This window comes from Dyella terrae (assembly GCF_022394535.1).
In the GTDB taxonomy this organism is placed as follows: Bacteria; Pseudomonadota; Gammaproteobacteria; order Xanthomonadales; family Rhodanobacteraceae; genus Dyella.
Genome location: NZ_CP089414.1, coordinates 2144564 through 2158501, shown reverse-complemented (window position 1 = coordinate 2158501; position 13938 = coordinate 2144564). Strand labels below are relative to the sequence as shown.

The 13938-nt window shown below is 56.4% G+C and carries 20 protein-coding genes; 8 read left to right on the top strand and 12 right to left on the bottom strand.

Annotated elements, in window-relative coordinates; translation table 11 throughout:
* Positions 1 to 594: 594 nt before the first annotated feature.
* The 3 genes from DYST_RS09250 to DYST_RS24310 all read right to left on the bottom strand — a co-directional run bounded on the left by DYST_RS09250 (position 595) and on the right by DYST_RS24310 (position 2031).
* On the bottom strand, positions 595 to 840 hold the full coding sequence (locus DYST_RS09250; protein WP_239951472.1) for a hypothetical protein: 246 nt from the start codon (positions 838 to 840) through the stop codon (positions 595 to 597).
* A 159-nt stretch (positions 841 to 999) separates the two neighbouring features.
* Entirely contained in the window at positions 1000 to 1302 is a 303-nt protein-coding gene (locus DYST_RS09245; protein ID WP_239951470.1) for a hypothetical protein, read from the bottom strand.
* A gap of 135 nt (positions 1303 to 1437) precedes the next feature.
* Positions 1438 to 2031, bottom strand: a complete 594-nt coding sequence (locus DYST_RS24310; RefSeq protein ID WP_428993968.1) for an HIT family protein — start codon at positions 2029 to 2031, stop codon at positions 1438 to 1440.
* 491 nt (positions 2032 to 2522) lie between these two features.
* On the opposite strand from DYST_RS24310, the gene DYST_RS09235 reads away from it, so the two are divergent.
* Complete coding sequence (locus DYST_RS09235) at positions 2523 to 2684, top strand: hypothetical protein (protein ID WP_239951466.1); 162 nt, start codon at positions 2523 to 2525, stop codon at positions 2682 to 2684.
* A 470-nt stretch (positions 2685 to 3154) separates the two neighbouring features.
* Here the strand turns inward: DYST_RS09235 and DYST_RS09230 are convergent, their stop codons facing one another.
* The 7 genes from DYST_RS09230 to DYST_RS09200 form a co-directional block, all read right to left on the bottom strand.
* Positions 3155 to 3703 carry a hypothetical protein gene (locus DYST_RS09230; RefSeq protein WP_239951463.1) on the bottom strand — a complete coding sequence of 183 codons (549 nt, stop codon included), beginning with the start codon at positions 3701 to 3703 and terminating at the stop codon, positions 3155 to 3157.
* A gap of 85 nt (positions 3704 to 3788) precedes the next feature.
* Complete coding sequence (locus tag DYST_RS09225; RefSeq protein ID WP_239951461.1) at positions 3789 to 4178, bottom strand: hypothetical protein; 390 nt, start codon at positions 4176 to 4178, stop codon at positions 3789 to 3791.
* Positions 4179 to 4249: 71 nt separating this feature from the next.
* Positions 4250 to 4465, bottom strand: a complete 216-nt coding sequence (locus DYST_RS09220) for a hypothetical protein (RefSeq protein WP_239951460.1) — start codon at positions 4463 to 4465, stop codon at positions 4250 to 4252.
* Between the two features lie 111 nt (positions 4466 to 4576).
* Complete coding sequence (locus DYST_RS09215; protein ID WP_239951458.1) at positions 4577 to 4843, bottom strand: contact-dependent growth inhibition system immunity protein; 267 nt, start codon at positions 4841 to 4843, stop codon at positions 4577 to 4579.
* Positions 4844 to 4913: 70 nt separating this feature from the next.
* Entirely contained in the window at positions 4914 to 5795 is an 882-nt protein-coding gene (bla, locus tag DYST_RS09210) for a class A beta-lactamase (protein ID WP_239951456.1), read from the bottom strand.
* A 141-nt stretch (positions 5796 to 5936) separates the two neighbouring features.
* Positions 5937 to 6860, bottom strand: a complete 924-nt coding sequence (locus tag DYST_RS09205) for a hypothetical protein (protein WP_239947246.1) — start codon at positions 6858 to 6860, stop codon at positions 5937 to 5939.
* A gap of 112 nt (positions 6861 to 6972) precedes the next feature.
* Positions 6973 to 7287: a hypothetical protein gene (locus DYST_RS09200; RefSeq protein ID WP_239951455.1), complete on the bottom strand. Its 315-nt coding sequence runs from the start codon at positions 7285 to 7287 to the stop codon at positions 6973 to 6975.
* 124 nt (positions 7288 to 7411) lie between these two features.
* On the opposite strand from DYST_RS09200, the gene DYST_RS09195 reads away from it, so the two are divergent.
* Positions 7412 to 8035 (top strand): tyrosine-type recombinase/integrase, encoded by a 624-nt coding sequence (locus tag DYST_RS09195; RefSeq protein WP_343214865.1) that lies wholly within the window; start codon positions 7412 to 7414, stop codon positions 8033 to 8035.
* A gap of 79 nt (positions 8036 to 8114) precedes the next feature.
* On the opposite strand, the gene DYST_RS09190 is transcribed toward DYST_RS09195, so the two are convergent.
* The gene (locus DYST_RS09190) at positions 8115 to 8345 is read right to left on the bottom strand and encodes a DUF6429 family protein (protein ID WP_239951453.1); all 231 of its coding nucleotides are present in this window, start codon (positions 8343 to 8345) and stop codon (positions 8115 to 8117) included.
* 212 nt (positions 8346 to 8557) lie between these two features.
* On the opposite strand from DYST_RS09190, the gene DYST_RS09185 reads away from it, so the two are divergent.
* Positions 8558 to 8893, top strand: a complete 336-nt coding sequence (locus tag DYST_RS09185; protein ID WP_239951452.1) for a ribonuclease E inhibitor RraB — start codon at positions 8558 to 8560, stop codon at positions 8891 to 8893.
* Positions 8894 to 8990: 97 nt separating this feature from the next.
* On the opposite strand, the gene DYST_RS09180 is transcribed toward DYST_RS09185, so the two are convergent.
* Positions 8991 to 10199: an alpha/beta fold hydrolase gene (locus DYST_RS09180; RefSeq protein WP_239951451.1), complete on the bottom strand. Its 1209-nt coding sequence runs from the start codon at positions 10197 to 10199 to the stop codon at positions 8991 to 8993.
* Between the two features lie 265 nt (positions 10200 to 10464).
* On the opposite strand from DYST_RS09180, the gene DYST_RS09175 reads away from it, so the two are divergent.
* The 5 genes from DYST_RS09175 to DYST_RS09155 all read left to right on the top strand — a co-directional run bounded on the left by DYST_RS09175 (position 10465) and on the right by DYST_RS09155 (position 13475).
* Positions 10465 to 10995: a GNAT family N-acetyltransferase gene (locus DYST_RS09175; protein WP_239951450.1), complete on the top strand. Its 531-nt coding sequence runs from the start codon at positions 10465 to 10467 to the stop codon at positions 10993 to 10995.
* 104 nt (positions 10996 to 11099) lie between these two features.
* Entirely contained in the window at positions 11100 to 11462 is a 363-nt protein-coding gene (locus DYST_RS09170; protein WP_239951449.1) for a hypothetical protein, read from the top strand.
* Between the two features lie 205 nt (positions 11463 to 11667).
* Positions 11668 to 12075, top strand: a complete 408-nt coding sequence (locus tag DYST_RS09165; RefSeq protein ID WP_239951447.1) for an outer membrane protein assembly factor BamE — start codon at positions 11668 to 11670, stop codon at positions 12073 to 12075.
* Between the two features lie 127 nt (positions 12076 to 12202).
* Positions 12203 to 12688 carry a hypothetical protein gene (locus tag DYST_RS09160; RefSeq protein ID WP_239951445.1) on the top strand — a complete coding sequence of 162 codons (486 nt, stop codon included), beginning with the start codon at positions 12203 to 12205 and terminating at the stop codon, positions 12686 to 12688.
* Between the two features lie 553 nt (positions 12689 to 13241).
* Positions 13242 to 13475, top strand: coding sequence for a hypothetical protein (locus DYST_RS09155; protein ID WP_239951444.1), 234 nt, complete (start codon positions 13242 to 13244; stop codon positions 13473 to 13475).
* Positions 13476 to 13938: the final 463 nt, after the last annotated feature.

Below are 13938 nucleotides of genomic sequence, written 5' to 3'. Positions count from 1 at the left end.
TACCCACTAGAGGGCTCAGATAGTAGTCACCGACGCCGCGGAAATGTACGCGATGGACATGGATTGCGTCGGGCACTAGCGTCCCTAGCCGTTTCACCTCGAACTCTATATATGTCCTGCAAATGCCGTTAATTACAAAGATACAGCCACCGATCCACGCAGTGATCTTCGACATCAGGGAGGCCTTTTGCAAAAGGGAGTCGGTAATTCCTAATTCAAATCTTTGCTAAGCCCAGTGTGGGAAGTAGGATGCCGGTGGGAAAAGACTTCTATACACGGAATCCCAACATTACTTCCGCGTTCGCTTCGGGTCGAAACCGGGCCTTGGCCACCCTCAACAAAGAAGAGCCCCGCTTGACCGCTCGGGGCTCAATTGATGCACTGGGCTTGGGCTTAAGAGAGGAGCACTGTCTAAAGCTATCCTCGCCGCGTCCGGCGGGACTGCAACCGGCTGTTATCGATGGCACCACGGCGCGCCAAAAACAGCACGGCAACAACGGCCACTCCATTGGCTAGCACTTCCAGCAACATCGCCCCCCCCCCCTTTGGCCGCCAAATTGGCACGGGAGAGTGGTATTCGCAAGTGCATGCGACTCAAGGAAATTCGTGCTGCAAATGCCCTCGGCTGAGTTCGGTCAGGCCGTGGCGTTCCATCGTCGCGTAAAGCTGCTCCCACCACCAAACACGATCCCGATGATCCACTGCCGACGATGGCACTTGGGCTAGGCGTTCGAATGCCTCCCACAGGACTTCCTCAGGCTGCCCTTCCGCTTTCAGCTTAATCAGCTCGGCGTCGAGCTGCACAAACCGCTCGAACAGCTGGTCTCTCGTCAAACTCATGCCCACCGCCGCTTTCTCGTCTACGCAACCAGACGTTGTACCCCTAGCCTTACAAACTGCTTACCGGATAGCTTGGCGGGATAGTTCAAGCTCGTCTCTGAAAGGTCTGCTCTGGGTCGGTAGCGGACGTACCTTTTTTAACGCCGAGCGCGCCCTAACTCAGCCCTCAGTAAAGGCCAAATGGATAAATACTGCGATCGCCCAAATGGTAAAGGGCACGGCGAGACTCCAAAACATTCCGTGCCAGTAGCTAATTTCGCGCCTTCTCCACGGACTACTGGCTCGCACGAAGCTCCAAAAGAACAGTGGAAGAATGGCGAAGAAGAAGAGGGCCGGGTAACCCAAGCGATCCGCAGTCAGCCCACCGAAGAGGAACACGACTGGAAAAATCCACGCCAGCACAAAGGCTCGCCAGTGCATTTTTCCGGCATCAAAGAGCGTTGAACTATGCGTGTCGGTCATGAGTGATCGGTGGTTTAGTCAATGAGAGCCATAAGGTCTGCTCTGGGTCGAAAGCGGACCCCATTTCATAACATCTACAGCTGAAGAGCTGCGCTTCACTAGCCGTCGCAGTCCGATCAACGTTCCAAAGCCTTGCTACTCAGGCAGATTCGAACGAATTAGACCTGCGGTCTCAGCAAGCTGCACGGAAGAAACTCGAACTCGCACTCGACGCTGGGAATCTCCGCCCGCGTCGTGTGTTGTTCCTCTCCGACGCCCGGCACCCTCGAAGGTCGCGAGCTGTGGCGGCCCCACGCCCCAATTGCTTCCCATCTGCCGGGGTACAACATGAAAGTGGAAGTGGGGTGTCTCTTGCCCACTAAAGACCCCGTTGTTTTGAAACGTGAGTATGCCGAGGGGCTGATACGTTTTGACCAGCGCCTGCGCGACACGTTTTGCCGAGACCATAATCGCCTCGCATTCCTGAAGAGAGAGGTCGAGCAGCGTAGCGACATGCCGACGCGTGATGACGCAACACTGGCCGACTTCGAACTGCAATGGATTTATCACCGTGAGCGTATGCTCGCCCTCATCGATGATCGCCCATCTTTCTTTGCGACCTGCCGTTTCACAAAGGTCACACGGATCTCTTACGGGAAGCTCGATCAATGGGCATCTCCGATGCTGCCGAACTATGGCAATGATACAGCCCAATGCAAGGGGTACCGGGTCCGGCTTAGAGACCGACATATCCCCGAAGCCAGCGATTAGCCCCCATGACCTGCCGCCCCGGTTTTGGGGGGGGGCAGCGACGTCCGCTATGGGTCGGAAGCGGACTCTTTTTAGTCATCGCCGAATGCAGAAACGAATCCGGCGGATCTCGGAGGTACTACCTATCAGTTGGTGACTGCTCTGTGCATGGAACTCGTTCCCCCCAAGGCAGACCCAAGGCACCCGGATGAGCGGCCATGCACACCACGGATTTGCCCGGCACCATCGTGTCGTATTCTCGGCGACTGACGATGACCACGGCACCGTTTCGAACGCCCCCCCCAAGGGGCCACATCCGCGAAGTAAGAAATACCCCCACCCTTACCCGAATACACGTGCGTGGCAATGATCTTTGCGTCATCCACCGCTGGAGCGGTGTGGTCCAGCCAACGATCGCCTAAGGTAAACAAGGCTCCACCATATAAATAAGCCGTCAGGATCGGCAAAAACCACAGCAACCAAGAGCTGGCTTGCGCAATCTCGATCTGCAGACGCCTGATTACGATGGCAGACACCAACCCAAATGGAACGGCAAAAAGAAGGCCGTGACGCCACGCACTTTTGCTATCGAATACCTGCGAAGAGAAGAGCGCGACTCCACCGACGCCAGCGGTCAGAATGAGCAGGCTTAGGCAAAGTGCGCCAATCGCCCCACCTCCCGCTTCGCGTAATAGCTGACCACGAAAGGCGTAAGCCATTGCCAACGCAACCCAGGGCATAACAACCGCAACTACCGCCACCAAGCCCATGTAGTGGCTCGCCCCCTTCGTCAGCACCTCAGAGACCATTATCAGGGCCGATCCGAATATGGCAGCCCAAGTAATCGGCCCTGCCTGTGGTTCCTTTGGATAGACCGGTTCGACTGCCGCACTTCGTACGTCTGATCGAAACAATGTAGGTGACTTTTCCGAGGTCTTCGCATACGCCTTGCCGCAAGAAGGGCATTCCCAATCTGGCGCCTGATCCGTCACTTTTCTTTGATAACCACAAGCCTGACATATGGTCTCCACGCAGTTTCCCTCCTATGGATAGACGCCATTGACTGGAAGGTCAAAGTTGCCAGTCTGGCATGTCCGCTCTGGGTCGGGAGCGGACATGCCATTCATGTCGTCAGCCCAGAGGATTTGGCTGTCTCGTAGTCGTCCAGCCAAAGCCTAGCTACCCAATATTCGTCGGCAAACGGACGCATTTGAGCTGCCGCCTCGTCCGCTGACAAACTTGCTGCCCAGGTGGCATACCTAAGAAATCCATCTCGCCGCTCAGACAAGTCCGCTCTCACGATCGATTGCGCGACGCCCGCAAAGTTGTATCGACCGTACGGGAGGCCCATTAGCCGAGAGGCTTCAAAGCGCCAGTCGGGCGCTTTCGTCGTAGGCAAAAGCTCCGCATCAAACACCCACGGATAGTTTCCGGCGTCGCCAGGTGCTTCCTTCGGCACGACCTCATTCTTGTCGCGTAAGAACGAGTACCTAAAACACACTAGGTGAGCGATGCTTCCAGGCGCCGCGAAACGCCCGCCACCTCTTATCCATGCCAACTGCCTATCGCCGCCACTCAGAAAAAAGCTCTTGCCGCGTTGCACGAATCCCCGGCGGATAAGCTCTTCCGAGATGACTTGGTCGAACAGTTCATCGAATTCCGCTTTCTGCACCAGCTTGTCCTTGAACTGTTAGAAAGGAAGACAGGGCAACGGCCTTAAAAGGGTCCGCTCTGGGTCGGAAGCGGACATTCTGTTGTCACTGCCGAGGAGCATTCCAGCGCTTCCGCAGTTCGTCTATATGCGCTGCTGTCCCGTCAGCTGGATGCCTCTGGAGATAGTGCAAAACTGTAGCTCTAGCCTCCTGGTCGCCCGTATCGCCGAGACGCTCCAACCAGAATATGCCCGCCGCCTCATCACCCACAAAGAGCATGTAGTGTTCGATGAGTCGATTAATCAACGGAACATCACCGGCGATTGCTCTGCCTTCAACGGCCTTTAGATCACCCGGCGCTATCCGGTATTCCTCGCCCGGCGTAGGGGCAATTTGCTCGGGCGTCGACTGAATTGCTGCACTGGCGAGCGTCCACGCGCTCAGGGTAAGCGCGAGGACAACTAGGCGGCCGATTGACCAGTTCGCGAAATTCATCCAGAACTCCCGTGCCCCAAGACCCCAATCTGCCTGACTCCGGCATGTCCGCTTTGGGTTGAAAGCGGACCTTAGCCCTGCGGCACTTTCGCGCTGATCTTCGAAGAAACCCAAAGCGCAATGAACGCTGCCAGGCCAAACACGATGGAAAGTGAAACTTTGGTCCAACTCGTGACTCCGACGGAACCGGCGGCGACCGCGTAAGGATCTGTGGCCGTAAGCCCACAATGGAGCGATAAGACGGCCAGACAAACCGCTACAAGATTCATGATCAGGCGCTTGCTCATATCGACCTCCCAGTTTGACAGGCATCGTAAACCGATCCTTCAAAGCCTGGCTTCGTGACTGATGCACTATGAAGTAGGACCGCTTCGGGTCGAAAGCCGACGCTTCCCGGCCTAGCCCAAAGCGACCGCGACCTCGGACAACCAGGCCCGATATAAGCCCGGCGCCCCCGGCCAGTAGTAGCAACCCAGGCAATTTAACTCAGCGACCAGCGACTCATCATCGGGGTGGCGCTGGATCAATTCCACGATCTCTTGGGCAACACGACCCGCGTCCGAGTTCTCTCCACGATAACGCTCAACGACTTCGTGCCAAGAAGCGTCGTCGTCATGCCAGTCCTGATGAAAATAACCGCCAAGAAATTGATCGAGCAGGCCCACTTCGCCCCCAAAGGTTCATACGATGAATGAGTCCGCTCCGGGTCGGAAGCGGACGCCTCGAGATATCGTTTTAGACAGCGAAGTCGTGGCCGATAATCCGACCGACGTCTGCCAGGACGTTGTCTCGATCTTTTACTTCCATGGCGGGATTGAAGTAGTAGGCAGCTATAAGAAGCGGCTTTCGGCCCGATGGCCAGACCACGGCAACATCGTTCGTTGAGCCATCACTTCCCCGTCCCGGCTTGTCCCCGGCCCGCCATACCTTTGGAAGCCCAGCTCTGATGGTGCTCAGGCCGTTCGTCGTCTCGCAGAGCCAGTCGGTAAGCCGTTTGCGGGACCGCTCCGCCAGAACGTCGCCGAAGAGCATCTTTTCGACGCTCTGGATCATGGCGTTCGGTGATGTCGTATCAAGCGGGCCGTCTGGACTCACCGTATTCAATGCAGGCTCCACGCGATCGAGTCGCGTGACGTTGTCACCTATGTCGCGCATGAAAGCGTTGAGGCCACTGGGGCCGCCAAGGCTCGTGAGCAATAGATTTCCTGCCGTGTTGTCACTCACCGTGATCGCCGCGTGGCACAGCTCACCCACCGTCATCCCTTCTCCCGTGGCATGCAGGCTGGTTACAGGGGCGTATGAAAGCAGCGACTCGCGCCCGTACACGACGCGACGATCAAGCGACTCCTTGCCCTCATCTACTCGCCTGAGAACCGCCGCGACCGCCAGCGGCTTGAATGTGCTGCACATCAGGAATCGATCATCCGCCCGATAACCCGATCGCTTCCCGGTCTCCATGTCATAGACCGCCACGCCGAGCGTGCCGCCGAACTGGTGTTCCAATGCAGCCATCTTGCTCGATTTGGCTGGGCTGGACTTTGCCTGCGAAGTCAGCGGCAGCGTCGTCAGTGCCGCTAGCCCGAGAATACTTACCTTCAATGCATTACGACGATCCAAGTCAATTCTCCGTGGTCAATTTAGGGCCCGTGGCAGGGTCCGCTATGGGTCGGACACGGACCTAAGCACCGTACCAGTTCGACCGTGTCACATGCGGCGTGAGCCTGCACCGGAAGGCGCCATTACACGCATCAGCCTTGTTCATTCCACGACCACCGCTCTACGAAGAAATGCCTTGAGCGGCCCGGGTGAGAAGCCGGACATCTGACTGTCGAGGTAGAACACCCAGAAGTTATGCCGAACTAACATGCTCAATGCATTTCGATAGAAATACTCGCCCCCCAACCCCTCGGCATGGGGCTGTGGCGGCAAGGTGCTCCATACGGGTATGTCCGCCTGCTTGTATGTAGCCGTTACTTCCAGGCCGTCGTAAACAGTGATTAGGAGATTGACGGTATTGCGCGTTTCACTGCGTGTAAATCGCACGTCGAAATGAGCCATACCCAGTGCCATCTTTCTCATCTTTACATCGAGACCTTCCCCCTTCAGATCGAGATAGGTCGTGCCTTCAATCGCGTCCCTTCGGTGGAGATAGGCGTTGATGACATGCCAAACCTGCCATTCGGTCGACTCTCCTACGGGCGGCGTGAACCACATGCACATGCACCCCTCATTCGAGCCCACCTGTACGCCAAGAGCGCTCGGCGATGACGTATAGAAAATTTCGCCGGGTAGCCTGGGAGCCATCAGTCCATCATCGACTCTCATGCTCCGCGGTATTCGTATGACTCGAACGATCTCCGCAGAACTGACGGGATTCGGGCGTCGGCTGATCAAAGCGGGCAGCAACGTGTTCATGCCGAGCAGGAAAGATACGCCCACAAATAAAACAGCGCGCCATGCTCTGGATACCTTGATGAACGTTATGACCCACGCTGACAACAGAAGATTGATGGCAGACGGGATGAACCACGATCCAAAGAGAAGGTAGAAGGCGCCTCCAAACATGCCAGACTGGGGATGCAAGGCGAAGACAAAGAGGGCCGCCAGGGTGAGTGCAATGCCGGGTAACGCCAAGATCTTCACGAAACCATAGTGTCGGCCGGTCAGCGATAGATCCGACATGAGCACCTCCTTGTAATTGGGTTGTGTCGCCGTCTCTGTCTCTTGTTCCGTCGCTAGCGTCCGCTCTGCGCTGGACACGGACCTCCCAAGCGATTCGTACAAGGCAGCAGAATCATCCACTTTCTATGGTGCGAACCGGTTCCTTACCAGCGGCCACCCAAATTTCGTCGCCAGATTGCATGACCAGTACGTACTTGCCTGGCTCTACGCAGTCCACTTCCAACAATGCCTGAGATGGTCCCCAGGGCCGTTCGGCGGGGATGCTCATCTCGGTAACGTCGTCGAAGGCAATCGAAAACGGACGTTGCAAGTCCTGATCTGGCGCCCCATGAAAGCGGAGCGTGCATCGGCGCGCACTCCACTCGAACTCAATCGAGGTCAGCGTTGCGTCGTGTAAGTTCGACAACGCTTCGGGTACGTCGCTCATATTTGCCCCTTCCCTGTCCCACTTTGAGCATACCCATAATGTCCGCTTCGGGTCGGTAGCAGACGTTCCCTAGATTCCCCGGTGCGCAGTATGGCAACTCTTCAAAACGCCCGGGAGTATCGCCATGTTCATGCAACCAAATGGCCGTCCGCTGATCCCATGGAACCGAGGAAGGATCATTGGGCAGAAGTTGCCACTCAAGCTTCGGGACATTTTTGGAGTAAGGGTCCGGCTTCAGCTGCAGCGACGCGTCCGGGACTTGGCCATGTTCAATCTGGCGATCGATAGCAAGCTTCGCGGGTGCGATCTGGTCGCCATCAGGGTCTGCGATCTGGCCCGAGAGGGTGGCCTCGGGGCCAGGGCCCAGATCCTCCAGCGCAAAACAGGCAAAACGGTCCAATTCGAGCTCACCGAACAGACCCGGCGCGCCGTCATGGACTGGATCAACCGAAAAGGCTTGAGGCGAGAAGACTTCCTATTCCCAAGTCGGCAACGACCCGGGACCCACCTGTCCACCCGACAGTACGCGCGCATTGTAAAACGCTGGGTGGCGAGTGCTGGCCTCCAGCCGTCCGACTACGGAACCCACTCGATGAGGCGAACGAAGCCGACCCTCATCTATCGCCGAACCCACAACTTACGGGCGATCCAGCTCCTGTTGGGCCACACCAAACTCGAGAGCACCGTTCGTTATCTGGGCATCGAGGTGGAGGACGCCCTGGCACTGTCAGAGGAAACGGAGGTTTGAACCATGCGGAGCCGGTGGCGATCGCTCAGTCGAGTGACGCGCAGCTCGGAAGGAAACCGGAGGCCCGACTCACGCCGCGTCAGGGTTGCCTAGAGAATAGCCGCCGAGACGTCGCCTCCGCCGCCAGGAGGCCTTCGCCCGTCAGGGTCATCTGCTTGTGCTTGTTCACCGGCTCCCAGATGAGTCCCTTTGCGAAGAGGCGCCCTGTCACCTCCCAGTCCATACCTTTCCAGACCATCCGTGTGTCGTGAAGCGTGAGGTACAGCAGCGCCAGAGCTGCCTCATCGATCTTTTCCGCGTTGTAGTCCATGGTGGTCTCCCGGGGGCCAACGGACATGGAATAGAGTACGCCCGGTGGGGGCAGTAGGGTTCGCCGTTACCTCGAAATCAGCTTTCGATTCCTCTGGGCGATGGTCAGATAGTTACCCGATTTTCCGGACGGATTTGTATGAGGTCCAATCACCATCAGGTCGGGCTCATGAGCCGAAGTACTGGCGGCGCCCAGGGGCCAGGAGCTTGCAAATGAATGATGAACCGACCTTCCCTGACGATGCGAATGGCGCGATGCTTCGGCAGATGGCCGCAGACGGGGACGACCTATCAGTGCCACGCGAGATTGCGTTCTCTATCATTTTTCCAACGGAAGATGCCGCGTTGAAGTTCGCTGTCGCGCTGCTCAAGCGCGGGCAGAAGGTGTCTTTCAGTGGGGACGACGAGGACAGCGAGCCGTTTTGGCTGGTACAAGCTCATCCTTACATGATCCCCACACATGAGCGCATTTCCGACTATGAGTATCTACTGGCAATTGAGGCAGATTCCCTCGGGGGTCAGGCCGTCGGTTGGGGATGCGAAAGTTAGGGATGGTCGACGGTGACATCGTGACTTGTGGAGTCCGCTTCCGACCCGAAGCGGACCAAAGCCGCAAGCTAGAGAAAACGACGAGTTTCGAAGCCGATTAGTGCTTGCTTTGCGCTGCGCGGAAATCGACGGTCATAAAATGCTGCGGCGCGCCGTGCTCAACGGGTGTGCCACTGAGAAAAGACCGTTCAGCAGCATCGCTTTTGAGATAGGCGTTCAAGAAACCGAGCGTGTAACGCGCGACCCATGCATAGCTGACATTGACATCGTGTCGGTCGTAGTCATCCATTCGATTGTCGTCAAATTTCTGCTGTGAGCTGGCTCGTTGGTACATCGATGAGAACTGCGGATGTGACATGCCAAGCATGTGGATTGTCCAAAGATCTCCCCGCGTCCAAGCGTTGAGTACGCTGGGCCCCTCATTTTGAGAGGTGGAATAACGACTCCAATCTTCAAGGGACAGATTCCCCCGAGTGAAGAACATCAGGGGTATGGTCATGCGTTCGGGATGAATCTCTCCCGATTGCTTAATAAGTCCGGGGTAGTAACGCATGCTTCCATCGAGGGCGATCAATGCCTTAATTCGGTTGTCGCGTGATGCGGCAAAGAGGTTGGAGATACCTCCCCAACTCCACCCGGCGACAGCGACTTTGGATGAATCGACGCCCACCAACGTTGATGCGTAGGTGATCAAAAATGAAATGTCGGTGGCTTCCGCTTCGATGTCATCAAGATTGTCATCCGCATCCCGCGTCGATTTACCCAGGGATGGGCTGGCAACAACGACATATCCGTGGCTCGCCAGATACTCGCAAATGTCCGCATTGTCCCAGGCGACGGACGATTGGCCTGGCGCGTATACAACCAGCGGAAAGCGTCCCTTTGCCATCGGTGCATCGATTTTTGCCAGCAGCGCCACATCGGCATATGCGGCTAGCTTCTCCAGCCATGCGTTGCTCTTGTCGGGTCGGTCGAAATGGATCTCTGATCGTGAGAGTTGCGCATAGTTGCCAACGGTTATCGGCTTGCCGTCACTGGCAGACGCGGGATACCAAATGAGCGTCTGAATAGGACGTGGCCCCGCAGTGCCGATTGATGAGTCGCCGTTCCCGCCGGTTGTCGACCCAAATGCCCTGGAGCGATCGTACTGGTGGACGACCTTTAGTCCGACGGAGTGAGGCCCGGGCTTTCCAAGGAATTGAAAGCCATCAGATTGCGTTTGTGCCAAGGCCGGCGGGCAGTGCGCTAGCAGTATGGCGAACCAGGTCAATGCCATGAGTGCTACGACGTTCGACGCCTTGCGCATCTCCATCTCCGTTCTTCTCCATTATCAAGAAGACAACCGACATAGTGCAGAGCTCGCAATGAAAGCTCAAACCGACTGGACGGTGTCATGCCCGGTCACCGCGCTTGCCCTACCGAGGCCAGCCTATCGCGCGAGACATTGATTCCTGAATGGGTCATTGGTCACTATGCTGCTTGGAGGTTTCTTCGAGCATGCCTAAGTGACGTCGGCTTCCGACCCAAAACGGACATTGCCCTATACCGAACGAACCTTCACGAACTCATGGATGGCCTCGCTCATGCCTTTGCTCATTCCCATCGCTGAAAGCCACTTGGAGGATGTCCAGAGATACGCGTCCGACCCCAGGATCAGTGCGATGAGCTATGTGCCTGATCCCTATCCAGCCGATGGCGCCATCCGTTGGTATGAACATGTCTTAGATCGCATAGCCAAGGGAAAGGCCATGGTCTTCGCTGTAACCGAGAATCAGGTGTTCCGGGGTGTCTTGAGCATCAATGACATCAATCGTGAGCTGGGGCGCGCGAACCTGGACTATTGGGTGGCCGCTCCTTTTCACGGCCAGGGCATCGCTACCTCGGCCGTGGGAATCGTGAAGGAGTACGCGAGGGTCGAACTGAAGCTCAAGGCGCTGCTGTGCCATTGCCTCGTGGCAAACGTTGGCTCCGCACAGGTTCTGCAGCGGAACGGCTTCGTCGAGCGCGGTCAAATGGTTATTACCGAGGGTAAGTTTGAGGGGAAGTCCCTGCGACGATTCTCTTGTCATCTGGCCATATCAGGGCCAGGAGCCAATGTGTAAGTCGGTCGGTACATTCGTATTTCGAAAGAGTCCGCGTCCGACCCACAGCGGACATGCAGCGCTATCGAAATGGTCGTGTGCGACTGGAAAGAGGGAAGATAGGGATGGTCCAAACCAATAGGGAACGTCGTCTCCAGATAGGCAGGTTGCTGGCCTCATTGCCCATCGCCGTCATGGCCGCGGGTTGCAGCCAGCTCAACCCATATGTCCGGGTGAAGCCGCACATGCTGGAAGCCCCTAATGCAACGTTGTGCTGGGCGCCGAAGAATGCGCCGTTACCTGTCGCGCAAGCCGTTTGCGGCAATGGGGCGGCTGATGCAAGCCTCAAGATATGCGTGGACCAGTTGGAGCGATCGTCACACTGGTACACGCCAATGGAGGGCGTCGAGGACAATATCCTGCAATGCATGGACGGCAAAGGGTGGAAGCGAGCGATCCTAAAAGGCTACCTCGTTACCGTAGGGTGATATGTCCGCTAACGACCCATAGCAGACATTCGCACCACAGGTAGGTAGGGTTTTTCCGTCGGCCTGATTGCAGCAAGTATTTTTCTGGTTGCGCGCAACGAACCATCGCAACATCAAATTTAGGCAAATCCTGCACTTTTCCAGCAATTGTCGACAAAGCAAGGTGTCATTGCCTCTTTTTCACCAAGCTTGGAGTTTGGAACTAATGGCACACAACATCGAAGATCTGATTGGATTGGACGAGAGTTCGGCCGATACCCGCAGCGTGATTCAGGACTATTCTTTGGATGAGGTCGAAGAGGACCCGCCTTTTCGTCGATACATTGGCTCAAGGAGCAGGGGGCTGGACCTGTTGATTGAGAATGACCGCGTGCTTGCTGCCCAGGTGTTTGTTCAGGCTGTGCAGGGCTTTTCTGCCTTTTCAGGCGACTTGCCGTTTGGGCTAAAGAAGGACATGAACCAGGGGCAGGTGCACACGCTTCTTGGTCCGCCCACAGAGTTCGATAAGTTTGATAGCAAATATCTCTTCCAGAGCTCCGGAAAGAGATTGGTCGTCAACTTCAATGATCGATCTGAGATCACCTATCTTAATATTGGCGCTTTGCAAGACTAGTTTCCGGTCAACCGGCTAGACGTTCGGAAAGTACTTCCCTAGCGAAAGTCGGGATAGTTTTCGTGGTGGCTTAGGTCTGCTTTCGACCCGAAGCGGACGTCCCAGTAAAGATCAAGGAGTTGGCAAGTTGATTGACGTGGACGCTCAGATTGAAGCCGTTCGGTCGGCCAAATACCTATATCTCGGCTCCATTTCAGAGCCCGAGGACAATTGCCTCCGCCTTGTCATACTAGAAGCCACGAGTGACCTTCTGCTTAATCAGGCGACAGAGCCGCTTGAAGTCTTGGGCTTGCTGGCAGGGCCGCTCTCTGAGGCGAAACCTATTCTCCACGGACCCGGATGCCGCATCTTTGAGATCGTTTGGGAGAGCTACATCGGTTACGCCGTCCAGAACGAGAGCTTTCACATCCCAGAGCCTAAGGAGTCGGAGGGTGAGGGGCGTCTTTTCGTTCGATACACGAAGTCCGTATATCTCGACTACTTAGCGAAGGTGACCTTTGCATCGGCGGACTTCCCCGGGCCATTTGTGCACTGGGGGATCTACTGCCTGAATCACACGATCGAAGTGGCATCGATGGCTGCACCAAAGATCACTGTTTCAGTTCATCGCTAAGTGCCTGCTTCCGACCCAAGTCGGACATCGTGAACTAACGGCACTCTTATCTTTTTTGGCGTGCGAGGATGGGATCTTCCATGAGGTACATACGCATCATCGCGATGCCCCCTGGTGAGGCGCCTGAACAAATCCGTTCCGCTTGGGTTGGCGTGGTTCTACCGCTTGCAGAGACCAAGGGTCCACAACCCGGTATTTGGATCACCCAGGGAGTGCTCGGCAAAGCCCGTGGCCTACTGACTCGTATCAAGCGGCTAATGGGTATTCTCGTCGTCGAGCAGCCTTCAGTAGCCTACGCGGTCGACGTGCTGACAGCGATTGAATCGCTGCGGGCACATTCGCCAACGGCCGCCGTGTGGTGGGAGCGCCACACTCCACATTTGTTGGTTCCGGGAAGACGGTTCTGCTTTTCGGCGTCAAGTTGCGAAGAAGTTGGTACGCAGGCCTAAATGGCGCATGTTTCAGGTGGGCGGGGCTTCCGAGCCAGCAATGACAGCTTCCGACCCAAAGCGGACAGTTCCGAGCTGGACGGCGACGACGATTCGAAAAGGAGATGGAAGCTATCAGCGCTCAATTTTTCAATAGAGATGATGGCTGGTTCTGGCTCGTCTTCGGCATCATCGCCTTGGTGAGCGGTGCGAAAGGCGTGCTAAAACGCGAGCTTCGAACCAGGAGCAAGGGTGGGCGCGTCACCACGTACTCCGGAAGGGACGCAGTTATTCACGGCTGGATAGGGGTCTTGATTGGTGTGGCCGCGCTGATATTTGGCTTCGTCAATTTGATCTGAACTGCCTGCATTCTCGGCAGGGGTGATCAGTGAACGAACGCCCGCTTCCGACCCATGGCGGACCTTTGCGGTGCTAGGTATTAGCGAACGAAATAGGGGGTGTGCGGTTGAACAGTAACGTGAGTCCGCTCATCAGCAGACTAGTTCTTGCTACTGTATGCGTGGTTGCCGCCTATTCGTTTTGGCAAGCGCGGACTGGCGGGTCCAGGTACACCCAAGCCTCAGTGGGTGCCTTGAGGGCAACATTAGCGTCTCTCCCTGTGCCGCCAAGCACTTGGCTTGTGGGTGGGCCGAAACTGGTTGACCGGATAACTATCGCAACGGCGGAACAGAACTATGCTTCCGAACGGGATCCGAGTGACGTTGCTCAGTTCTATCGAGAGCGACTGACTACCAGTGGCTGGCGACAAGACATGTCGGGGGGTGGTGCCTCTCGTGAAGTGTGGTTTTGCAGGGATGGCGT

Bases quoted from the DNA above. Each gene is read 5' to 3' on its own strand.
- DYST_RS09250 (WP_239951472.1), bottom strand. From the start codon at position 840: ATGAGTTTGACGAGAGACCAGCTGTTCGAGCGGTTTGTGCAGCTCGAC.
- DYST_RS09245 (WP_239951470.1), bottom strand. From the start codon at position 1,302: ATGACCGACACGCATAGTTCAACGCTCTTTGATGCCGGAAAAATGCAC.
- DYST_RS24310 (WP_428993968.1), bottom strand. From the start codon at position 2,031: ATGTCGGTCTCTAAGCCGGACCCGGTACCCCTTGCATTGGGCTGTATC.
- DYST_RS09225 (WP_239951461.1), bottom strand. From the start codon at position 4,178: ATGAATTTCGCGAACTGGTCAATCGGCCGCCTAGTTGTCCTCGCGCTT.
- DYST_RS09220 (WP_239951460.1), bottom strand. From the start codon at position 4,465: ATGAGCAAGCGCCTGATCATGAATCTTGTAGCGGTTTGTCTGGCCGTC.
- DYST_RS09205 (WP_239947246.1), bottom strand. From the start codon at position 6,860: ATGTCGGATCTATCGCTGACCGGCCGACACTATGGTTTCGTGAAGATC.
- DYST_RS09200 (WP_239951455.1), bottom strand. From the start codon at position 7,287: ATGAGCGACGTACCCGAAGCGTTGTCGAACTTACACGACGCAACGCTG.
- DYST_RS09195 (WP_343214865.1), top strand. From the start codon at position 7,412: ATGTTCATGCAACCAAATGGCCGTCCGCTGATCCCATGGAACCGAGGA.
- DYST_RS09190 (WP_239951453.1), bottom strand. From the start codon at position 8,345: ATGGACTACAACGCGGAAAAGATCGATGAGGCAGCTCTGGCGCTGCTG.
- DYST_RS09185 (WP_239951452.1), top strand. From the start codon at position 8,558: ATGAATGATGAACCGACCTTCCCTGACGATGCGAATGGCGCGATGCTT.
- DYST_RS09180 (WP_239951451.1), bottom strand. From the start codon at position 10,199: ATGCGCAAGGCGTCGAACGTCGTAGCACTCATGGCATTGACCTGGTTC.
- DYST_RS09175 (WP_239951450.1), top strand. From the start codon at position 10,465: ATGGCCTCGCTCATGCCTTTGCTCATTCCCATCGCTGAAAGCCACTTG.
- DYST_RS09170 (WP_239951449.1), top strand. From the start codon at position 11,100: ATGGTCCAAACCAATAGGGAACGTCGTCTCCAGATAGGCAGGTTGCTG.
- DYST_RS09165 (WP_239951447.1), top strand. From the start codon at position 11,668: ATGGCACACAACATCGAAGATCTGATTGGATTGGACGAGAGTTCGGCC.
- DYST_RS09155 (WP_239951444.1), top strand. From the start codon at position 13,242: ATGGAAGCTATCAGCGCTCAATTTTTCAATAGAGATGATGGCTGGTTC.